The 14,778-nt window shown below is 64.1% G+C and carries 12 protein-coding genes and 1 tRNA gene; 1 reads left to right on the top strand and 12 read right to left on the bottom strand.

The annotated features are described in order from the left end of the window. Positions 1 to 44: 44 nt before the first annotated feature. The 11 genes from ABHM97_RS10325 to ABHM97_RS10275 all read right to left on the bottom strand — a co-directional run bounded on the left by ABHM97_RS10325 (position 45) and on the right by ABHM97_RS10275 (position 13,452). Entirely contained in the window at positions 45 to 686 is a 642-nt protein-coding gene (locus ABHM97_RS10325; protein WP_349470596.1) for a TetR/AcrR family transcriptional regulator, read from the bottom strand. Further along, positions 683 to 2,719, bottom strand: coding sequence for a YhgE/Pip family protein (locus ABHM97_RS10320; protein ID WP_349470595.1), 2,037 nt, complete (start codon positions 2,717 to 2,719; stop codon positions 683 to 685). Before ABHM97_RS10320 ends, ABHM97_RS10325 begins: the two co-directional genes overlap by 4 nt. Then, positions 2,716 to 3,540, bottom strand: coding sequence for a P-loop NTPase family protein (locus ABHM97_RS10315; RefSeq protein WP_349470594.1), 825 nt, complete (start codon positions 3,538 to 3,540; stop codon positions 2,716 to 2,718). The genes ABHM97_RS10320 and ABHM97_RS10315 overlap by 4 nt, the downstream gene beginning before the upstream one ends. Before the next feature lie 70 nt (positions 3,541 to 3,610). Beyond that, complete coding sequence (locus ABHM97_RS10310; protein ID WP_349470593.1) at positions 3,611 to 5,068, bottom strand: dihydrolipoyl dehydrogenase family protein; 1,458 nt, start codon at positions 5,066 to 5,068, stop codon at positions 3,611 to 3,613. Between the two features lie 167 nt (positions 5,069 to 5,235). Beyond that, positions 5,236 to 5,922, bottom strand: coding sequence for an N-acetylmannosamine-6-phosphate 2-epimerase (locus tag ABHM97_RS10305; protein WP_349470592.1), 687 nt, complete (start codon positions 5,920 to 5,922; stop codon positions 5,236 to 5,238). Between the two features lie 11 nt (positions 5,923 to 5,933). After that, positions 5,934 to 6,899 carry an ROK family protein gene (locus ABHM97_RS10300; protein ID WP_349470591.1) on the bottom strand — a complete coding sequence of 322 codons (966 nt, stop codon included), beginning with the start codon at positions 6,897 to 6,899 and terminating at the stop codon, positions 5,934 to 5,936. A 5-nt stretch (positions 6,900 to 6,904) separates the two neighbouring features. Further along, the gene (locus tag ABHM97_RS10295) at positions 6,905 to 7,822 is read right to left on the bottom strand and encodes a dihydrodipicolinate synthase family protein (protein WP_349470590.1); all 918 of its coding nucleotides are present in this window, start codon (positions 7,820 to 7,822) and stop codon (positions 6,905 to 6,907) included. Positions 7,823 to 7,858: 36 nt separating this feature from the next. Next, complete coding sequence (locus ABHM97_RS10290; protein ID WP_349470589.1) at positions 7,859 to 8,665, bottom strand: ABC transporter ATP-binding protein; 807 nt, start codon at positions 8,663 to 8,665, stop codon at positions 7,859 to 7,861. Continuing rightward, complete coding sequence (locus ABHM97_RS10285) at positions 8,662 to 10,776, bottom strand: dipeptide/oligopeptide/nickel ABC transporter permease/ATP-binding protein (protein ID WP_349470587.1); 2,115 nt, start codon at positions 10,774 to 10,776, stop codon at positions 8,662 to 8,664. Before ABHM97_RS10285 ends, ABHM97_RS10290 begins: the two co-directional genes overlap by 4 nt. Before the next feature lie 3 nt (positions 10,777 to 10,779). Then, complete coding sequence (locus ABHM97_RS10280; protein WP_255774092.1) at positions 10,780 to 11,736, bottom strand: ABC transporter permease; 957 nt, start codon at positions 11,734 to 11,736, stop codon at positions 10,780 to 10,782. Between the two features lie 93 nt (positions 11,737 to 11,829). Next, positions 11,830 to 13,452, bottom strand: coding sequence for an ABC transporter substrate-binding protein (locus ABHM97_RS10275; protein ID WP_349470586.1), 1,623 nt, complete (start codon positions 13,450 to 13,452; stop codon positions 11,830 to 11,832). A 320-nt stretch (positions 13,453 to 13,772) separates the two neighbouring features. Between ABHM97_RS10275 and ABHM97_RS10270 the strand changes: the two genes are divergently transcribed. Continuing rightward, entirely contained in the window at positions 13,773 to 14,501 is a 729-nt protein-coding gene (locus tag ABHM97_RS10270) for a FadR/GntR family transcriptional regulator (protein ID WP_349470585.1), read from the top strand. A gap of 156 nt (positions 14,502 to 14,657) precedes the next feature. Here ABHM97_RS10270 and ABHM97_RS10265 read toward each other — a convergent pair. Continuing rightward, positions 14,658 to 14,731 (bottom strand) — tRNA-Arg (locus ABHM97_RS10265). Between the last annotated feature and the right edge of the window lie 47 nt (positions 14,732 to 14,778).

Here is a 14,778-nt window from a genome sequence, read left to right as displayed (position 1 = left end):
AAGTGGCCACGCCACGCCGTCGTAGATTGCAGTTGGATACCGTCTTACTTGATGACGTACCCGTGCATGATGGTCATCACAGCCGCGACGCTCTGGTCGCGGGTTCGTTCCGGGTTGTAGGTCTGCTGGTCGAGTCCTACGACGAAGATCGCACCGAAGATGGCTGCTTCCAGGCTCCCGCGGGCGATCGACTCGTCCACTCTGTAGCCCTCTGCCACCCGTTCCACCGCGGAGCCGATGACAGCCAGCAGTTCGGCGCGGAGTTCCGTGAACACTGCGCTCCATTCGCCCGGCGTGCGCCAGTTTTCACTGACCCACAGGCGGGCGAACGACGGGTAGTCGTCCATGAAGTCCATCGCCTGCCCCACCATGTTCTTCATGGATTCGAGCGGGTCGCTGCTCTGGCCCTGGACATCTTGGAGCCGGACCAGCATGATGTCCACGCCATGCCGCAGCAGCTGGGCGATGAGGTCGGACTTGCTGCCGAAGTTGTAGTAGACGGATCCCTTGGAAACCCCGGCCGCGGCGGCGATTTCGTCAACTGTCACTCCGGCAGCGCCGCGTTCGCCGATCAGCTCCATGGAGGCCTCGAACAAGCGTTGCTTGGTGGCGTTGGTTCGTTCGGGGCGAAGCTTCTTGCTCCCGCCCACCGCGGAATCCGAGGAGAGCGGCTCGGTGGTGCTCATACTGCGATCTCCGGCTTCAGGGTCTTCAAAGTCCACATCTTGTGCTTGCGGACGGCGAGAGTGGACAGCGCCGCTCCCAGCAAAGTGTACCCAAGCAGGCCCAGTACGGTAGGCCAGATCATGCTGAGCTCACCGCCGTAGATCAGGTGCCGCATACCCGTGACAACGTAGCCCATGGGCATGATCTCGTGGACCACATGCAACGGCATCGGCGTGGTCTGCCAAGGGAAGGTGCCGCCGGAGGAAACGAGCTGGAGGACCAGGAGGATCAACACCACGAACTTGCCGGGCGTCCCGAGGAGGGCCACGATGCCTTGGATGATCGCGGTGAACGCCATGACGGCTGCCAGCATGAACAGCCACATGCCGATCGGGTGCGAGGCGTTGAGACCCAGGCCCAGGTTCACCACGAGCGTGAGGATCGTGGCCTGGAAAACGGAGACCACGAAGAAAGGCAACCAGCCGCCCACGGCAATCTTCCACGAAGGTGCGTTCGAGGCAAGGGCGCGCTGGGTGATGGGCCGCATGGCCTGGACCAACATGAACACGCCGATCCACAGGGCAAGAGTCAGGAAGAACGGTGCAAGGCCGGCGCCATAGGAGTTGGCTTTGGCCTGCGAGACGTTCTCCACTGCGACGGGATCAGCGATCACCTTGGAGACGCTGCTCTTTTGCTCGTCGTTCGGGTTGGGGATGTCTCCGGCGCCCTTCGCGAGTTCTGATGCCAGGGTGTGCGAGCCATCGGAGGCGGTCACTGCGCCGCTGGCGAGTTGGCCGGCGCCGTCGTCCAGTTGGTGGGCGCCGTCGTCGAGCTTTACCGCCCCATCGAGCGCCGACTGTTGGCCGGCGGCGAGGGTGGACGCGCCGGTTTGGAGCTGGCCTGCGCCGGCGGCTGCCTTGGAGATGGCGTCCGTGAGCGTGGGGGTGGCGGCTGCAAGCTTTGAGGCCCCGGCGCTCACCGCGGCCGAGCCGTCAGAGAGCTGCTGGATCTTTGCGGCGTCGCCGGAGATCTTCGCCTTGGCGTCCTGGACCGGGTTGGATGCAGCGGCGGCATCGAAGTCGGCCAGGACCTTGTCAGCCTGCTCCTGTGTGAGCACACCGGACGTCACCAGCCGGGCGTTGGACTCCACAACCCTGGTGCGCAGACCCTTGTCCGCTGCTTCGAGCTGACCCACGACGTCCTGGACTTTCGCGTTCAACTGGGCGTTTCCGGCGGCGACCTGTGCCGCACCGTCTGCCAGCTTCTGGGAGTCTGCGGGCAGCGTGGAGGTCTTGTTCTTGAGCTCTGTCAGGCCGGAACTCAGCTGGCTCGCGCCGCCGTTCAGCTGGACCGCTCCGTCGCGCAATTTCGTTTGGCCGGCCACCAACTGGTCCGCGCCGGCAACCAGTTGCGTGGTGCCGTCATGGAGGGTCGCGGCGCCGTCACTGAGCTTACCGACACCATCGGCGAGCTGTCCTGCGCCGTCCGCTGCTTTGACGATTGAAGCGTGGATGGTGCCGAAACCGGTGAGGAGCTGGTTGGCTGTCTCTTCGCCCACCTCTTTGGCGACCGTGGAGTGCACAGCGGTGGTGAGTTTGTCCACGATAGTACTCAACAGGTAGTTGTTGGCGTCATTGGTGGTGACGTGCAGCATGGCCTGGTTGGCGGCGTCGAAGCTGCCCGGGGATGCAAGGTTTGCGGAGAAGTCCTTGGGGATCCGAAGTGCGAAGGCGTATTCACCGGTCTTGACGCCGGCGTCCGCATCCTCGGCGCTGGCGACCTGCTTCCAGTTGAAGACATGGCCTTCCACCAGGCTGTCCGCCACCTTCTTGCCCGCCTGCAGTTCGCTGCCGTCCTTGGTGGTGGCGCCGGTGTCCTCGACCACCAGGGCGGCGTCGATCTGGTTCAGGTTGCCGTACGGATCCCAGTTCGCGTAAAGGTACACGGCACCGTACAACAACGGAACCATGGTCAGGGCGAGGATGGTCAGCTTGGGCAGGAGCCCGCCGGTCATGCGCTTGAGTTCGGAGCGGGCGAGCCGCAGAACAGTCACTTTGCAGTCCTTTGGAGGTTTTGGTTTTCGGGTTCGTCGACGGGTTCGGCCGTCTCGACGTCGGGTTCGGCGGCGGGTTCGGCCGCTTCGGCGGCATGCTTTGCGTGCGGCTGGGGCTCCGCGCTGGGCTGGGGCTCGACGGCGGCAGCCGGCTCAGGCGCCGAGGGGGTGGGTTCCGATTCCGGTTCGGGCGGGTGCGAAACTGAGTTGCCGATCACCGCGGCTGCACCGGTCCAGTTGTCCGGCAGGGCACCGACCACGGCTACCACCGCAAGCGGCCGCCCGGCGTCGGACGCCAAGGCCTGCAGGCGGGGCAACCACGTTGACGGATCGGCGCTGTGGCGGTCGGGGGAGTCCACCACCAGGAGGTCGGTGGCAGGGTCAGCCAGGGCGAGCGCGGACAGGAGTTCCAGGCGCCGTCCCGCAGGCAGCTGTTCGATCCACAGGTCGGCGATGTCTTCAAAGCTGTTGACCTTCAGCCAGGGCTTGCTCAGCAGCGCTCCACGGTAGCGGCGCGGGATGAGCGAGAGGTCCTCGGTGACGAGGTCCCGGACGCTGAGGTGCTGCTCGGGCTCGTTGACGCCGGGGGAGTCAACCAGAGCGCTCGCAAGGCGGATCTTCTTGGTCTTGGTGGTGTTGTCCCAGCTGAGGACGCCATTGCTGGGCTTCATGCGGCCGCTAAGGGCCAATGCCAAAGCCGTCCGCTGGTCTTGGCCTTCGCCGGCCACCAGCAGGAGTTCCCCGCGGCTCACGGTGAGGGACGTTGCCGGAAGGAGATCGCCCCGGCGGCCGTTGATCTGGAGTTGCTGTACGGACAGCACAATGAAGCCTTTCGCAGAAATGGTGTCTGCGAAAAGTCTAACTGAACTGACCGGTCAGTTCAAATAGATCCTAGAGTCCGTACTTTTCCAGCAGGCGCAACCAGATCTCGCTGATGGTCGGGTAAGACGGAACCGCATGCCACAGCCTGTTGAGGGGAACTTCTCCCACGATCGCGATGGTGGCGGAGTGGAGCAGCTCAGCCACGCCCGGACCGGCGAACGTTGCCCCGAGGATCACCTTCCGGTCCTCGTCCACCACCATCTGCGCCCACCCTTTGTAATCGGGGGAGTGCAGCTGGGAACCCGATACGTTGATGGGCAACTCGACGCCCGTGACATTCTTTCCCTGCAGGAGGGCCTGCTCCAGGCTCAGTCCCACGGAAGCAACTTCGGGATCAGTGAACACGACACTTGGTACAGCGTGGTCGTTGGCAGTGTGGGCCCATGGACTCCACGGCTGCGGGCTGCCCTTGAGTTTGCCGTTGGCCCGGGCGACGATTGCATCCCCCGTAGCGCGGGCCTCGTACTTGCCCTGGTGGGTCAGCAGCACCTTGCCTGCGGCATCCCCGGCAGCGTAGAGCCACAGCCCACTGGTGCCATCGCTGGCGGGACCGTCGACGAGCCCGCTGGCGTCCGTGGTGAGCTTGAGGGGTTTGCCGTCAGGCGCTTCAATGCCCACACTGTCCAGGCCAAGGTTGGCCAAAGAAGGGTGCCTCCCGGAAGCGACCAGGAGTTGATCGGCTTGGAGCGTTGCGCCGTCGAGCGTGACTGTTACCGAGCCGTCGTCGTTCTTTTCCACCTTGTCCACGTCAGTGTGGAGGCGGACATCGATCCCGTCGGCGCGGAGGCCCGCCAGGACAAGATTGGCCGCTTCCTCCGGATAGCTGCTCAGGAGGCGTCCGCGGGCGACAACCGCCACATCGCATCCAAGCCGCGCGAACGCCTGCGCCATTTCAACGCCAGCCACTCCACCGCCCAGGACGACGAGGCGTTTGGGGATCTCCTTGGCTGCCGTGGCGCCGCGCGTCGTCCAAAAGGGTACGTCTTCCAAGCCCGCGATCCCCGGGATGGTGGGTGTGGAACCCGTTGCCACCACCACGGCATGATGCGCCTTCAAGGCGTAACTGTTTCCGTCCAGGCCGTCCACCTGGACCTCGCGGGCTCCAGTGATCCGGCCGCGGCCACGGATGAGGTCGATGCCGGCGCTCTCCAGCCATTCGACCTGGCTGCCGTCTTCCCAGTTGTTGGTGAACCAGTCGCGATGCTCCAGTGCGGCCTTCGCGTCCACCACCCCGGTTACGGCCTCGGACGCGCCCGGGATGACCTGGGCCGCGTGCAGCACACTGCCCGGGCGAAGGAGCGCCTTCGAAGGAATGCACGCCCAGTAGGAACACTCGCCGCCCACCAACTCGTTCTCCACGATCACCACCGACAGGCCGCCCCGGACCACCCGGTCCGCCACGTTTTCCCCAACGGCGCCTGCGCCGATCACTATTACGTCGTACTCGCGGGAGCTCTCGGCAGTCATGGGGAAAGCCTACGCCGGGAGCCCTGCGTTGTGGGGCCTGGTGTGCGGGGTTGGTGTGGGTTTTGGGGCGCAGAGTGGGCCTGGCATGTGTGGGTGGTGCGTTGTGGGGCCTGGTGTGCTGGGTGTGTGGGGGTTTTGGGGCGCAGAGCGGGCCTCACAACGCAGGCTTAGGTGTGCATCGCGCCCTTGAACCAGCCCGTGATGCTGGCCGGGTGGGTGATTGCCGTGCCCACAACCACGGCGAACGCGCCGGCGTCGAGGGCCTGGCGGGCATGGGCCGGGGTGTGGATGCGGCCCTCGGCGATCAGGGGTTTGCCGAGGTCAGCGGCTGCTATCGAGGACAGCAACTCCAAGTCCGGGCCACCCGTCTTGGGGCGTTCGCCGGTGTAGCCGGCAAGCGTGGTGCCGATCAGGTCCGCCCCGGCCTCCACGGCAGCAACAGCGTCATCGAACGAGCCACAGTCAGCCATGACCAGCGCATGCGACTCAGCATGGATGCCGCTGATGGTGGCGGAAAGGGACAGCCCATCCGGGCGGGCCCGGCGCGTTCCATCGATCGCCACAACATGCGCCCCTGCGTTCGCCACTGCAAGGGCGTGCCGGAGTGTAGGGGTGATAAAGACGCCGTCGTGCCCGTCCTTCCACAGTCCGATGACAGGGACCTCGACGGCGGCACGCGTGAACTGCACGTCGGCCAACCCTTGGACGCGGATCGCCGCAGCCCCGCCGATCACAGCGGATGCCGCCACCTGACCCGTTGTCCGGGGATCACGCATGGGCTCACCCGGGTAGGCCTGGCAAGAGACGATCAGCTGGGAGCGCAGGGCTTCAAGGTTTTCAGGGGTGAGGATCATGATGTCTCCCTTTAAAGAAGGACGAGTTTCGCGGCGCCAATAATGGCAGCGGAGTTGCCCAGGGACGCCCTGAGCACGGGGACTGCAGCCAAGGGTGCCAAGAGTTCCTGGCGGAGGGCAGCTTCCATGGGTTTCCACCAGAGCTCGCCGGCATCGGCCAGTCCTCCGGAGATCACCACGGTTTCGGGATCCAGGATGTTAATGAGGCCGCCCACGGCCTGGCCGGCTGCGGTGGCGCCGACGTGGATGGCGCGCACAGCGGCGTCGCGGCTGGCCCCAAAGGAGGCGCCGCCGTCGTGGGCTTCAGCAGCGGCCAGCGCGAACACGCCGCGCGTGTCGGTCGCTGACGCAGTAGAGCCGCCACAGCGCAGATAAGCCTCATGGATCGCAGGCCCGGAAGCTATTGCCTCAACGTGACCGGCCGAACCACAAACACAAGGCAACGGAACGCCGTCGGAAACCGCGAAAGGTGAAGCGAAATGACCCACATGCCCGCCAACAAAACGGTGCCCCAGGACCGGGGAGCCACCCAGCACAAAACTGCCGCCAACCCCTGTGCCGAACGCGACCATCAGTGAGCTGGCCGAACCTGCCGAGGCTCCCAGCCATGCCTCGCCCAGGGCGTGTGCGTGGACATCGTTGACGGCCCGAACAGCAAGGCCGAGGCGTGAAGAAAGTCCGGAAACCAGCGCAGTGCCCGCCCAGCCCGAAATTGCGTCGGTCGCGGACACCACCATCCCGGACGTAGCGTCAATGACCCCGGCGGAGCCGACGCCGACACCGGACACTTGATGTCCGGCGTCGGCAGCGCGCTCCGCCAAGCCCGCGATCAGCGCAGCGGTGGCGTCCAGGATCGCTTCGCCACCGTCCCGGTTCAACGTCGGAATGGTCTCCGTCATTAAAACTTCGCCAGAGGGGGAGACAACCCCGGCGGCGGTCTTGGTGCCGCCGAGGTCAACGCCGATCACGTGGGTCATGAAGGTTAGACCAGCCCGTTGCGTTCCAGGATTTCCCGGATCGCAGCGGTCTCGGAATCGTTCAGGCTGAGCATGGGCGAGCTCATGGTGTTGGACTCGATCACGCCCATCACCTGCAGCGCGGTCTTGAACGCACCCAGGCCGGCTGCGCCTCCGGAGACGCGTCCGTTGGGGGTGTAGACGATCTCGAAGACGTCGGCCAGACGATCCTGCTCGCGTGCGGCGCGGGCCCAGTCACCGGACTGTGCGGCATCGAAGAGACGGCGGTAACCCGCGGGATCAACGTTGCCGAGCCCAGGGACGACGCCCTGGGCCCCACCCAGGAGGGCGCCGTCCACCACTACTTCGTGACCGGTGAAGATGTCGAAGTTGGGGATGTCCTTGGCAGCCAGGAGCAGCTGGCGGAAGGAGACGTCGTCGCCGGAGGAGTCCTTGACGCCGGCGATCACGCCGTCGCGGCCGAGGCGGACCAAAAGATCCGTGGGCAGCTTGAAGTGGGTGCGGACGGGAACGTCGTAGGCGAAGATCGGCTTCTCGATGGCGGCGTGGATGTCGCGGAAGTGGGTCTCGGTCTCTGCTGCGTTGCCAATGGCGTAGTACATGGAGGTCACCACGATCGCGTCGGCACCAAGGTCAACCACCTTGCGGGCTTCCTCGATCACGCGGGTGGTGGTCTGCTCGTTGGCGCCCACGATCAGCGGGACCGCACCGGCGTTGGCGTCAGCGATGGTGGAGACCACCAGCTCGCGCTCGTCGTTGGTCAGGTACGGAACTTCGCCGGAGGAGCCCAGGACGAAAAGTCCGGAGACGCCGCCGTCGATCAGGTGCTTGGTGACGTTCTTCAGCGACGCGGTGTCGATGCTGCCGTCAGCGTGGCGGGGGGTGATGACCGGGGGAATGACGCCCTGGAATTGAGTGGACACAGAAATCTCCGTTGTTTGTTGCGTGTGAAAGGAAAACTAGATGTGAAGGAGGCTCGGCGCGGCGCCCAGCAGCTTCTTGGTGTACTCGTTGCTCGGGTTGTCGAAGACCTGCGCAGCGGAGCCTTGCTCGACGATCTTGCCGAAATACATGACGCAGATCCGGTCCGAAACGTAGCGGACAGTCTGGATGTCGTGGGAAATAAACACCATTCCCAGGTTCAGCTGCGTCTTCAGATCGGACAGAAGGTTCAGCACCTGCGCGCGCACCGAAACGTCCAGGGCCGACGTCGGCTCGTCCGCGACGATGATGTCCGGCTCCAACGCCAGTGCACGGGCGATCGCCACGCGCTGGCGCTGTCCGCCGGAAACCTGCGACGGCGTTACTTCGGCTGCCGATTGCGGCAGGCCTACCAGCGCCAACAGTTCCTTGACCTTGGCGGCACGGGAGGAAGCGTTGCCGATGCCGTGGATCTGCAGGGGGTCGGTAAGGATGTCCTGGATGGTCATGCGCGGGTTCAGCGCCGTGGCCGGGTCCTGGAAGACCACGGAAACGGAGCGGCCAAACTCCTTGCGCATGGCTGCGTTCCGCTTGATGGCCGGCTTTCCGTGGAACAAAACCTTGCCCGACGTCGGCGGCTGCAGTCCCACGAGCACCGAAGCAAGCGTGGACTTACCGCAGCCGGACTCACCGACGATGCCGACGGTTTCGCCGCGGCTGATGGTGAAGTCGACGCCGTCCACCGCTTTGACGATGTTCGGGCGGAACAGGCCACCGGTCCGTGCGTGGTGGTAGACCTTGACGTCCTTGAGCTCGATGACCGGTTTGCCGGTTGATTCACTCATCGTGCGTCCTCCTTCAGGTGGCTTGCCCAGTAGTGGTCGGCGTCATCATCGCCATTGGCCGAGGCCACCGAAGTGAGCACCAGCTTCTGGTGGGGATCGGCGTCGGGGCGCAGGGACCGGGCGGCAAAGCGGTCTCCCGTGGCAAAGTCCCGCGGGGATGGCACGGTGCCGGGGATCTGGTGGAGCCTGGCGGCGTCGGCTTCAATGGACAGGACGGCACCCAGCAGGCCACGGGTGTACTCGTGCTTGGGGTTCCGCAGAAGTTCGGAAGCCTGTGCGGATTCCACCACCTGGCCGGCGTACATCACCGTGATGCGGTGGGCCAGGGAGGCCACCAACGCGAGGTCGTGGCTGACGAACACCATGGCAAACCCGAGTTGTTCCCGCAGCTCGTTCAGCAGATCCACAACTTGTTTCTGGACAGTGACGTCCAGGGCGGTAGTCGGCTCGTCGGCCACCACGATCTTGGGGGAACGGGACAACGCCATGGCAATCAGCACCCGTTGACGCTGGCCGCCGGAGAGCTCATGAGGGTAGCTGGCAAGTGTCCGGACCGGGTCCAGTTTCACCATCTCCAGCAGCTCCGCGGGTGACTTGCGGCCACCACGCTTGGTGAGTTGCTCCATCTGGTCCTTGATCTTCATGGACGGGTTCAGGGAGCTCAGGGCATCCTGGTAGACCATGGCGATCTGTTCACCGCGCAGGCCAACGTAGGCCTTGGGGTCGCTGTGCTTGGTGCTCGGATCCAGGAGTTCCTTGCCATCAAAAGTGATGGAACCGGTGACCTGCGCTGTTTTGGGCAACAGGCCCATGACGGCCAGCGAAGTGATGGACTTACCGCAACCGGACTCGCCCACAAGGCCCATGGTTTCGCCCTCGCGGACAGTGAAGGACACGTTGTCCACGATCGCGATATCGCCGAAGCGGCCCGGGAACCGGATGGACAGGTTCTTCACTTCCAGCACGTTGCGTGCGCCTGCCGGTACCTGCGGGAGGCGGTCGGTGCGCTTCGCTTCGATTGCTGCCAGGAGTTCCAGTTCGCGGTCCAGGAGGAGGTGCGGGTTGGCGGCGGCGAGCTTCACATCGGTGAGGACGGCTGAGGAGCCCACCTCTGAAGTGGCGCCGGCGCTCGAAGCCGCCAGGACGCCGTCGAGCTCGTGTTCCTCAACCACTGAAGGCTGGGCAACGGATGTACCAACTTCGGTGTCCACGGCAATAACTGCAGCCGAACCGTCGTCGTCCTTCACCACGGGGGCGCGGCGAAGCTTCGGGTTCACCATGGCATCGGTGAGGCCCTCGGCCAGGATGTTCAAAGAAAGAACGGTCAAAAGGATGGTGAGGCCGGCGAAAGTAGTGGCCCACCAGCCGCCGGACAGGACCAGGTTGCGGCCGTAGGAGATCACGTTGCCCCATGACGGTGCGGGATCCTGGACGCCTGCGCCCAGGAAGGACAGCGAGGCTTCGAGGATGATGGCGTCGGCAACCATGACCGTGGCGAACACCAGCACGGGAGCGGCAGTGTTGCGGACAATGTGCTTGACCAGAATGTAGAAGCGGCCGGCTCCGATGACCCGCTCGGCACGGACATAGTCCTCGCCATACTGGGCCAGCACGTTGGCGCGGACCACCCGGGCAAGTTGCGGGGTGTAGATGATGGCGATCGCGACGATGATGGTGGGCACCGAGTTGCCGAACGCTGCCAGCAGCACAGCGGCCAGGGCGATGCCCGGGAACGCCATGAGGATGTCCATGAGCCGCATGATGATTTCATTGACGGACTTGCTGGACGTGGCGGCAAAGGAGCCAAGGAGCGCGCCGGCCAGGATGGCCAGGCCCACGGCGCCGAGGCCGATCATCAGCGACGACTGTGCGCCGAAAAGCAGGCGGGAGAAAATGTCCCGACCCAGGCGGTCGGTGCCGAAGAAGTGCTCGGCGCCCGGAGGCGTGGCGGGAATGAACGTTTCCAGCGGATCATGCGGGGCGATGACGGGCGCGAAGATGGCCGCCAGCACAATCAGTACGAGGAAAAGCAGGGCGATGCGGGAGCCCCAGGGCAGGGCCTTGAAACGAATGCCCGGGGCACTTAGCCGTTCTGCGAGCTTGCTGCGCATGAGCTATACCGTCCTGATTCGGGGGTTGATGAGCAGGTAGAGAAGGTCCACCACGATGTTCACCAGGACAAAGGTGACCGAGATGGTGAGCACCACGCCCTGGACCAGGTTGACGTCCAGGTTGGTGATGCCGTTGAGGATCAGCTGGCCCATGCCGGGCAGCGCGAAGATCATTTCAATCACGACGGCGCCACCCAGCAGGTAGCCAACGCGCAGTCCCAGCACGGTCACCGGGGTGACGAGGGCGTTGCGGAGGACGTTCTTGGAGACGACCTCGCGGTAGGGGACACCGTTGCCGATGGCGGTCCGGACGTAGTCGCGGTCCAGTTCTTCCACCATGGAGGTACGGACCACACGGATCAGGGACGCGGACACGGGAATGCCGAGGGCCAAAGCCGGGAGCGCCATCGAGTTGAGCCAACCGCCAAAGCCGGATTCCGGCGTCGCAATTCCGCCCGAGGGGAACATGGGGTTCTCACCGAGGGCGAACCACTGGATCAGCAGGATGCCCAGCCAAAACGACGGCGTGGCAATTGCGGCGATTGAGAAGACGCGGACCAACTGGTCCTGCCACTTGTCGCGGTACAGGGCGCCCATGATGCCAAAGGCCAGGGAAAGGACGATCGCGATGAGGACGCCCAGGAAAGTCAGTTGCAGGGTCAGCGGGAAGGCCGAGCCGATCATGGACGCCACCGACTTTGCCGGTGGGGTGGTGACGCCGAGGTCGAACTGCAGGAGCTTGCCGAGGAAACGGAAGTACTGCAGTACCAAGGGGTCGTTCAGGCCATTGTCCTGGCGGTATTGCTGCTTCGCTTCTTCGCTGGCGCCGTCGCCGAGGGCTGAACTGGCTTGGTCGCCGGGAGCGGCCTGAAGGACGAGGAAGACGAGCAACGTGATGCCCAGGATCATCAATGGCAATGCTGCAAGCCTGCGGCCAAGCAGACGCAATATCGTGACCAATTTGTTCTCCGGTTGATCTGGTTGTGGGGCCCGCTCTGCAGGGTTTTTGGGGGTTTAACCCTGCAGAGCAGGCCTCACAACGCGAAGGATTGCTTAGGCTGTGCGTCCGACGCCGACGAACGACAGGCCGGTGGTGGGCAGGGGCTGGAAGCCGTTGAGCTTCTTTTCGTCCCAGGCGCTGGGAAGCTGGCGGTGGAAGACCGGGTACAGGGGGACCTCTTCGGAGACCATGTCCACGATTTCGCCGACGATCTTCTTGGCGTCATCGCCCGAGGCCTGCGAGCCCTTGTCCATGAGGCCCTGCAGTTTGGTGCGCTCCGGGGTGGTCCAGAAAGCGCGCTTGTCCATCCAGGTGGCACCCGAGTAGAACCAGCTCAGGAGGAGGTCTGCATCGTTGCCGAAGACGGAGGGATCGCCGGGGGCAGCGACCACGCTGTAGTCGCCCTTGCCAACGCGGTCGCTGTACAAGGCGCCGGACTGGAGGCTCTTGACCGTGACCTTCACACCGGGAATCTTGTTCCAGGACTCGAGGATCAGTGGCGCAACATCCTTCACCCAGGCGGTGTCCGTGGTGAGGAGTTCGAATTCGAGGGTGGTGACGCCGGCCTGCTTCAGGAGTTCCTCGGCCTTGGACGTGTCGAAGCCATAAACGTTCTTGGCCTTGACGTAGTCCGGGTGGCCTTCCTGGAAGTAGGAGGTAGCGGCTTTGGCGTTGCCGAACAGGGCCTTCTTGATGATGGCTTCCTTGTCCAGGCCGTAGTGCAGTGCCTGGCGGACCAGCTTGTTGTCGAACGGTGCCTTGGCACAGTTGAACATGAGGAACAGCAGGCCGAAGGACTGGACGGATTCGACCTTCACCTTGGACTTCAGCCCATCGACGTCCAGGTAGGGAACGTCTTCGATGGCCTGGACGCGGCCGGACTGGACGGCGGTGACGCGGGCCGCGGCATCCGAGAGCAGCAGCCAGGTCATGCCCTTGGCCAGTGCCGGCTTGGGGCCGTTGTAGTCGGCGAATGCCTCGAAGACGATCTTGTCGTCCTTGACTGCGGAAACGAGTTTGTACGGACCGGAGCCGATGGGCTTGGCGTCGAATGCCTTCAGGTCGGTAGCGAGTGCCTTGGGGACGATCTTGACCACGGAGATGCGGGGTCCGAAGCCAGGGAAGGCGTACTTAAGGGTGAATTCCACCGTCTTGGCATCGACGGGCTTGACGTCCTGGATGAAGGGGATGAACTGGGAGAACAGCGACTTATTGGCCGGGTCCATCACGCGGGTGAAGGAGAAAGCGACGTCCTCGGTGGTGACGGGGGAGCCGTCGTGGAACTTCGCGCCATCGCGGATGGTCACCTGGTAGGTGGTGTCGTTGATCTTCTTGGGATCCGCTGCGGCCAGGGCGTTGTAGGGCTCGCGGGTGGCCGGGTGCAGTTCGATGAGGCCTTCGAAGATATGCAGGTTGGCGGCCATCGGCGTCGCACCCGAAGAGCTCAGGGGGTCGAAACCCGTGGAGAGCGCGTAGGAAATGCCTGCCTCGATAGTGAGGTCCTTGTTGACGGCTGCCGTGTTGGTGCTGGTGCCGGTGCTCGTGCTGGCAGCGCCGCCGCACGCAGAGAGTGTTGCCGTGAAGGCGGCTGCTGCACCAACTGCGCCGCTTAGCTTCAGGAAGTTCCGGCGGCTGGCGTCATTGACCAGCGGCAGGCTGTTGATCGTCTTGCTCATAGGGTGCCTCACCAATCGCGTTTCGTGGGTTATCGGATGTAGGACGTCCGATGCTCGTATGGAAACTGTAAGGGCGGTCACAAGAGAACGTCAAGTGAGAGTGGGCGGCCTGGCCTCGTCCGCGCGCCCGGCGGTTTTCCGGCTGCGGCCGGTCCGAAGGGGAAATCCCAGCGAAATCCCTGAACATACTTATCAAGGAGGTGGGACATCCGATATTGTATGTTGCGAGTCACTCAATCTGCGGTGGGCACTAAGCTCGCCTCAATATTAACACCGCACCACCTCGGCTTCCCGGGTGATGCAGCGGCAAGGAGAAAGCCATGACAACTTCCGGTGTAGTTCCGCAAGCGCGGTTCAGTGCACAGGCCCGGCTGCGTGCCTTGCAGTCGGACATTATGGAATTGATCCTCGAGCGTGAGCTGGAGGCGGGCGATCCACTGCCGACAGAGAGCGAGCTGTCGGTGGCTCTCGGAGTCGGGCGCAATACGCTGCGCGAATCCCTCAAGGTCCTGCAGGCCCTGGGCGTCATCGAGATCCGTCACGGCTTCGGCATGTTCGTGGCTCCCAGCAATTTTGACGCCCTCGCCGACGGGCTCACCTTCAGGGGCCGGTTGTCGCTGCGTCATCAGGGACTTGAGGCGTTGCAGCTCGTCGATGTGCGCCAGGCGTTGGAGTCGGGCCTGATTGGCTCTTCGATGGACGTCATGACGCCCGAACAGCTTGCCTCCATTGAGGAAGCCGTGAAGCAGATGGAGGAACTCGCCGCTGCCGGCGAAAACTTCGTGGCCGCCGATGCCGAATTCCACCGCAGGCTCTTCGAGCCGCTCAACAACGAGCTCCTGATCAACCTGATGGGTGTTTTTTGGAAGGTCTACCGGAAGATCCACGTCGAAATCGGACCCGGCAACGAGGACCTCATGAAGACCGCCGCCATGCACCGCAACATCTACGCCGCTGTTGCCGCCGGGGACAAGGGATCAGCCTCCGAGCTGCTCAATCGGCACTTCGACGGAATCCGCCGCCGTATCGGCGAGGCCGTGGGCGACTGACCCTCCACTCCCAACGTGACGGGCCGCCGTCGTACTTTCACCTGAAGTACGACGGCGGCTCTTTCCGTTCTGCGCGCGGGTCACCGCGCGCTGTGCGAACTAATGCTGGGCAAAACAAAAGACCCGCACCGGCGAACCGGTGCGGGTCTTTATTTGTGCGCCCAAAGGGATTCGAACCCCTGACCTTCTGTTCCGTAGACAGACGCTCTATCCAGCTGAGCTATGGGCGCATTTCGTGTGATTCTCGGCGGTCTGTTTCTCTGACCCCCTCGAACCT

The organism is Paenarthrobacter sp. CAP02 (genome assembly GCF_040137855.1).
In the GTDB taxonomy this organism is placed as follows: Bacteria; Actinomycetota; Actinomycetes; order Actinomycetales; family Micrococcaceae; genus Arthrobacter.
The sequence above is the reverse complement of the archived record's forward strand: the minus strand, read 5'-3'. Positions and strand labels throughout refer to the sequence as shown.

Excerpts from the sequence above, each read along its gene's own strand:
- ABHM97_RS10325 (WP_349470596.1), bottom strand. The coding sequence starts at position 686 with ATGAGCACCACCGAGCCGCTCTCCTCGGATTCCGCGGTGGGCGGGAGC.
- ABHM97_RS10310 (WP_349470593.1), bottom strand. The coding sequence starts at position 5,068 with ATGACTGCCGAGAGCTCCCGCGAGTACGACGTAATAGTGATCGGCGCA.
- ABHM97_RS10305 (WP_349470592.1), bottom strand. The coding sequence starts at position 5,922 with ATGATCCTCACCCCTGAAAACCTTGAAGCCCTGCGCTCCCAGCTGATC.
- ABHM97_RS10300 (WP_349470591.1), bottom strand. The coding sequence starts at position 6,899 with ATGACCCACGTGATCGGCGTTGACCTCGGCGGCACCAAGACCGCCGCC.
- ABHM97_RS10290 (WP_349470589.1), bottom strand. The coding sequence starts at position 8,665 with ATGAGTGAATCAACCGGCAAACCGGTCATCGAGCTCAAGGACGTCAAG.
- ABHM97_RS10285 (WP_349470587.1), bottom strand. The coding sequence starts at position 10,776 with ATGCGCAGCAAGCTCGCAGAACGGCTAAGTGCCCCGGGCATTCGTTTC.
- ABHM97_RS10275 (WP_349470586.1), bottom strand. The coding sequence starts at position 13,452 with ATGAGCAAGACGATCAACAGCCTGCCGCTGGTCAATGACGCCAGCCGC.
- ABHM97_RS10270 (WP_349470585.1), top strand. The coding sequence starts at position 13,773 with ATGACAACTTCCGGTGTAGTTCCGCAAGCGCGGTTCAGTGCACAGGCC.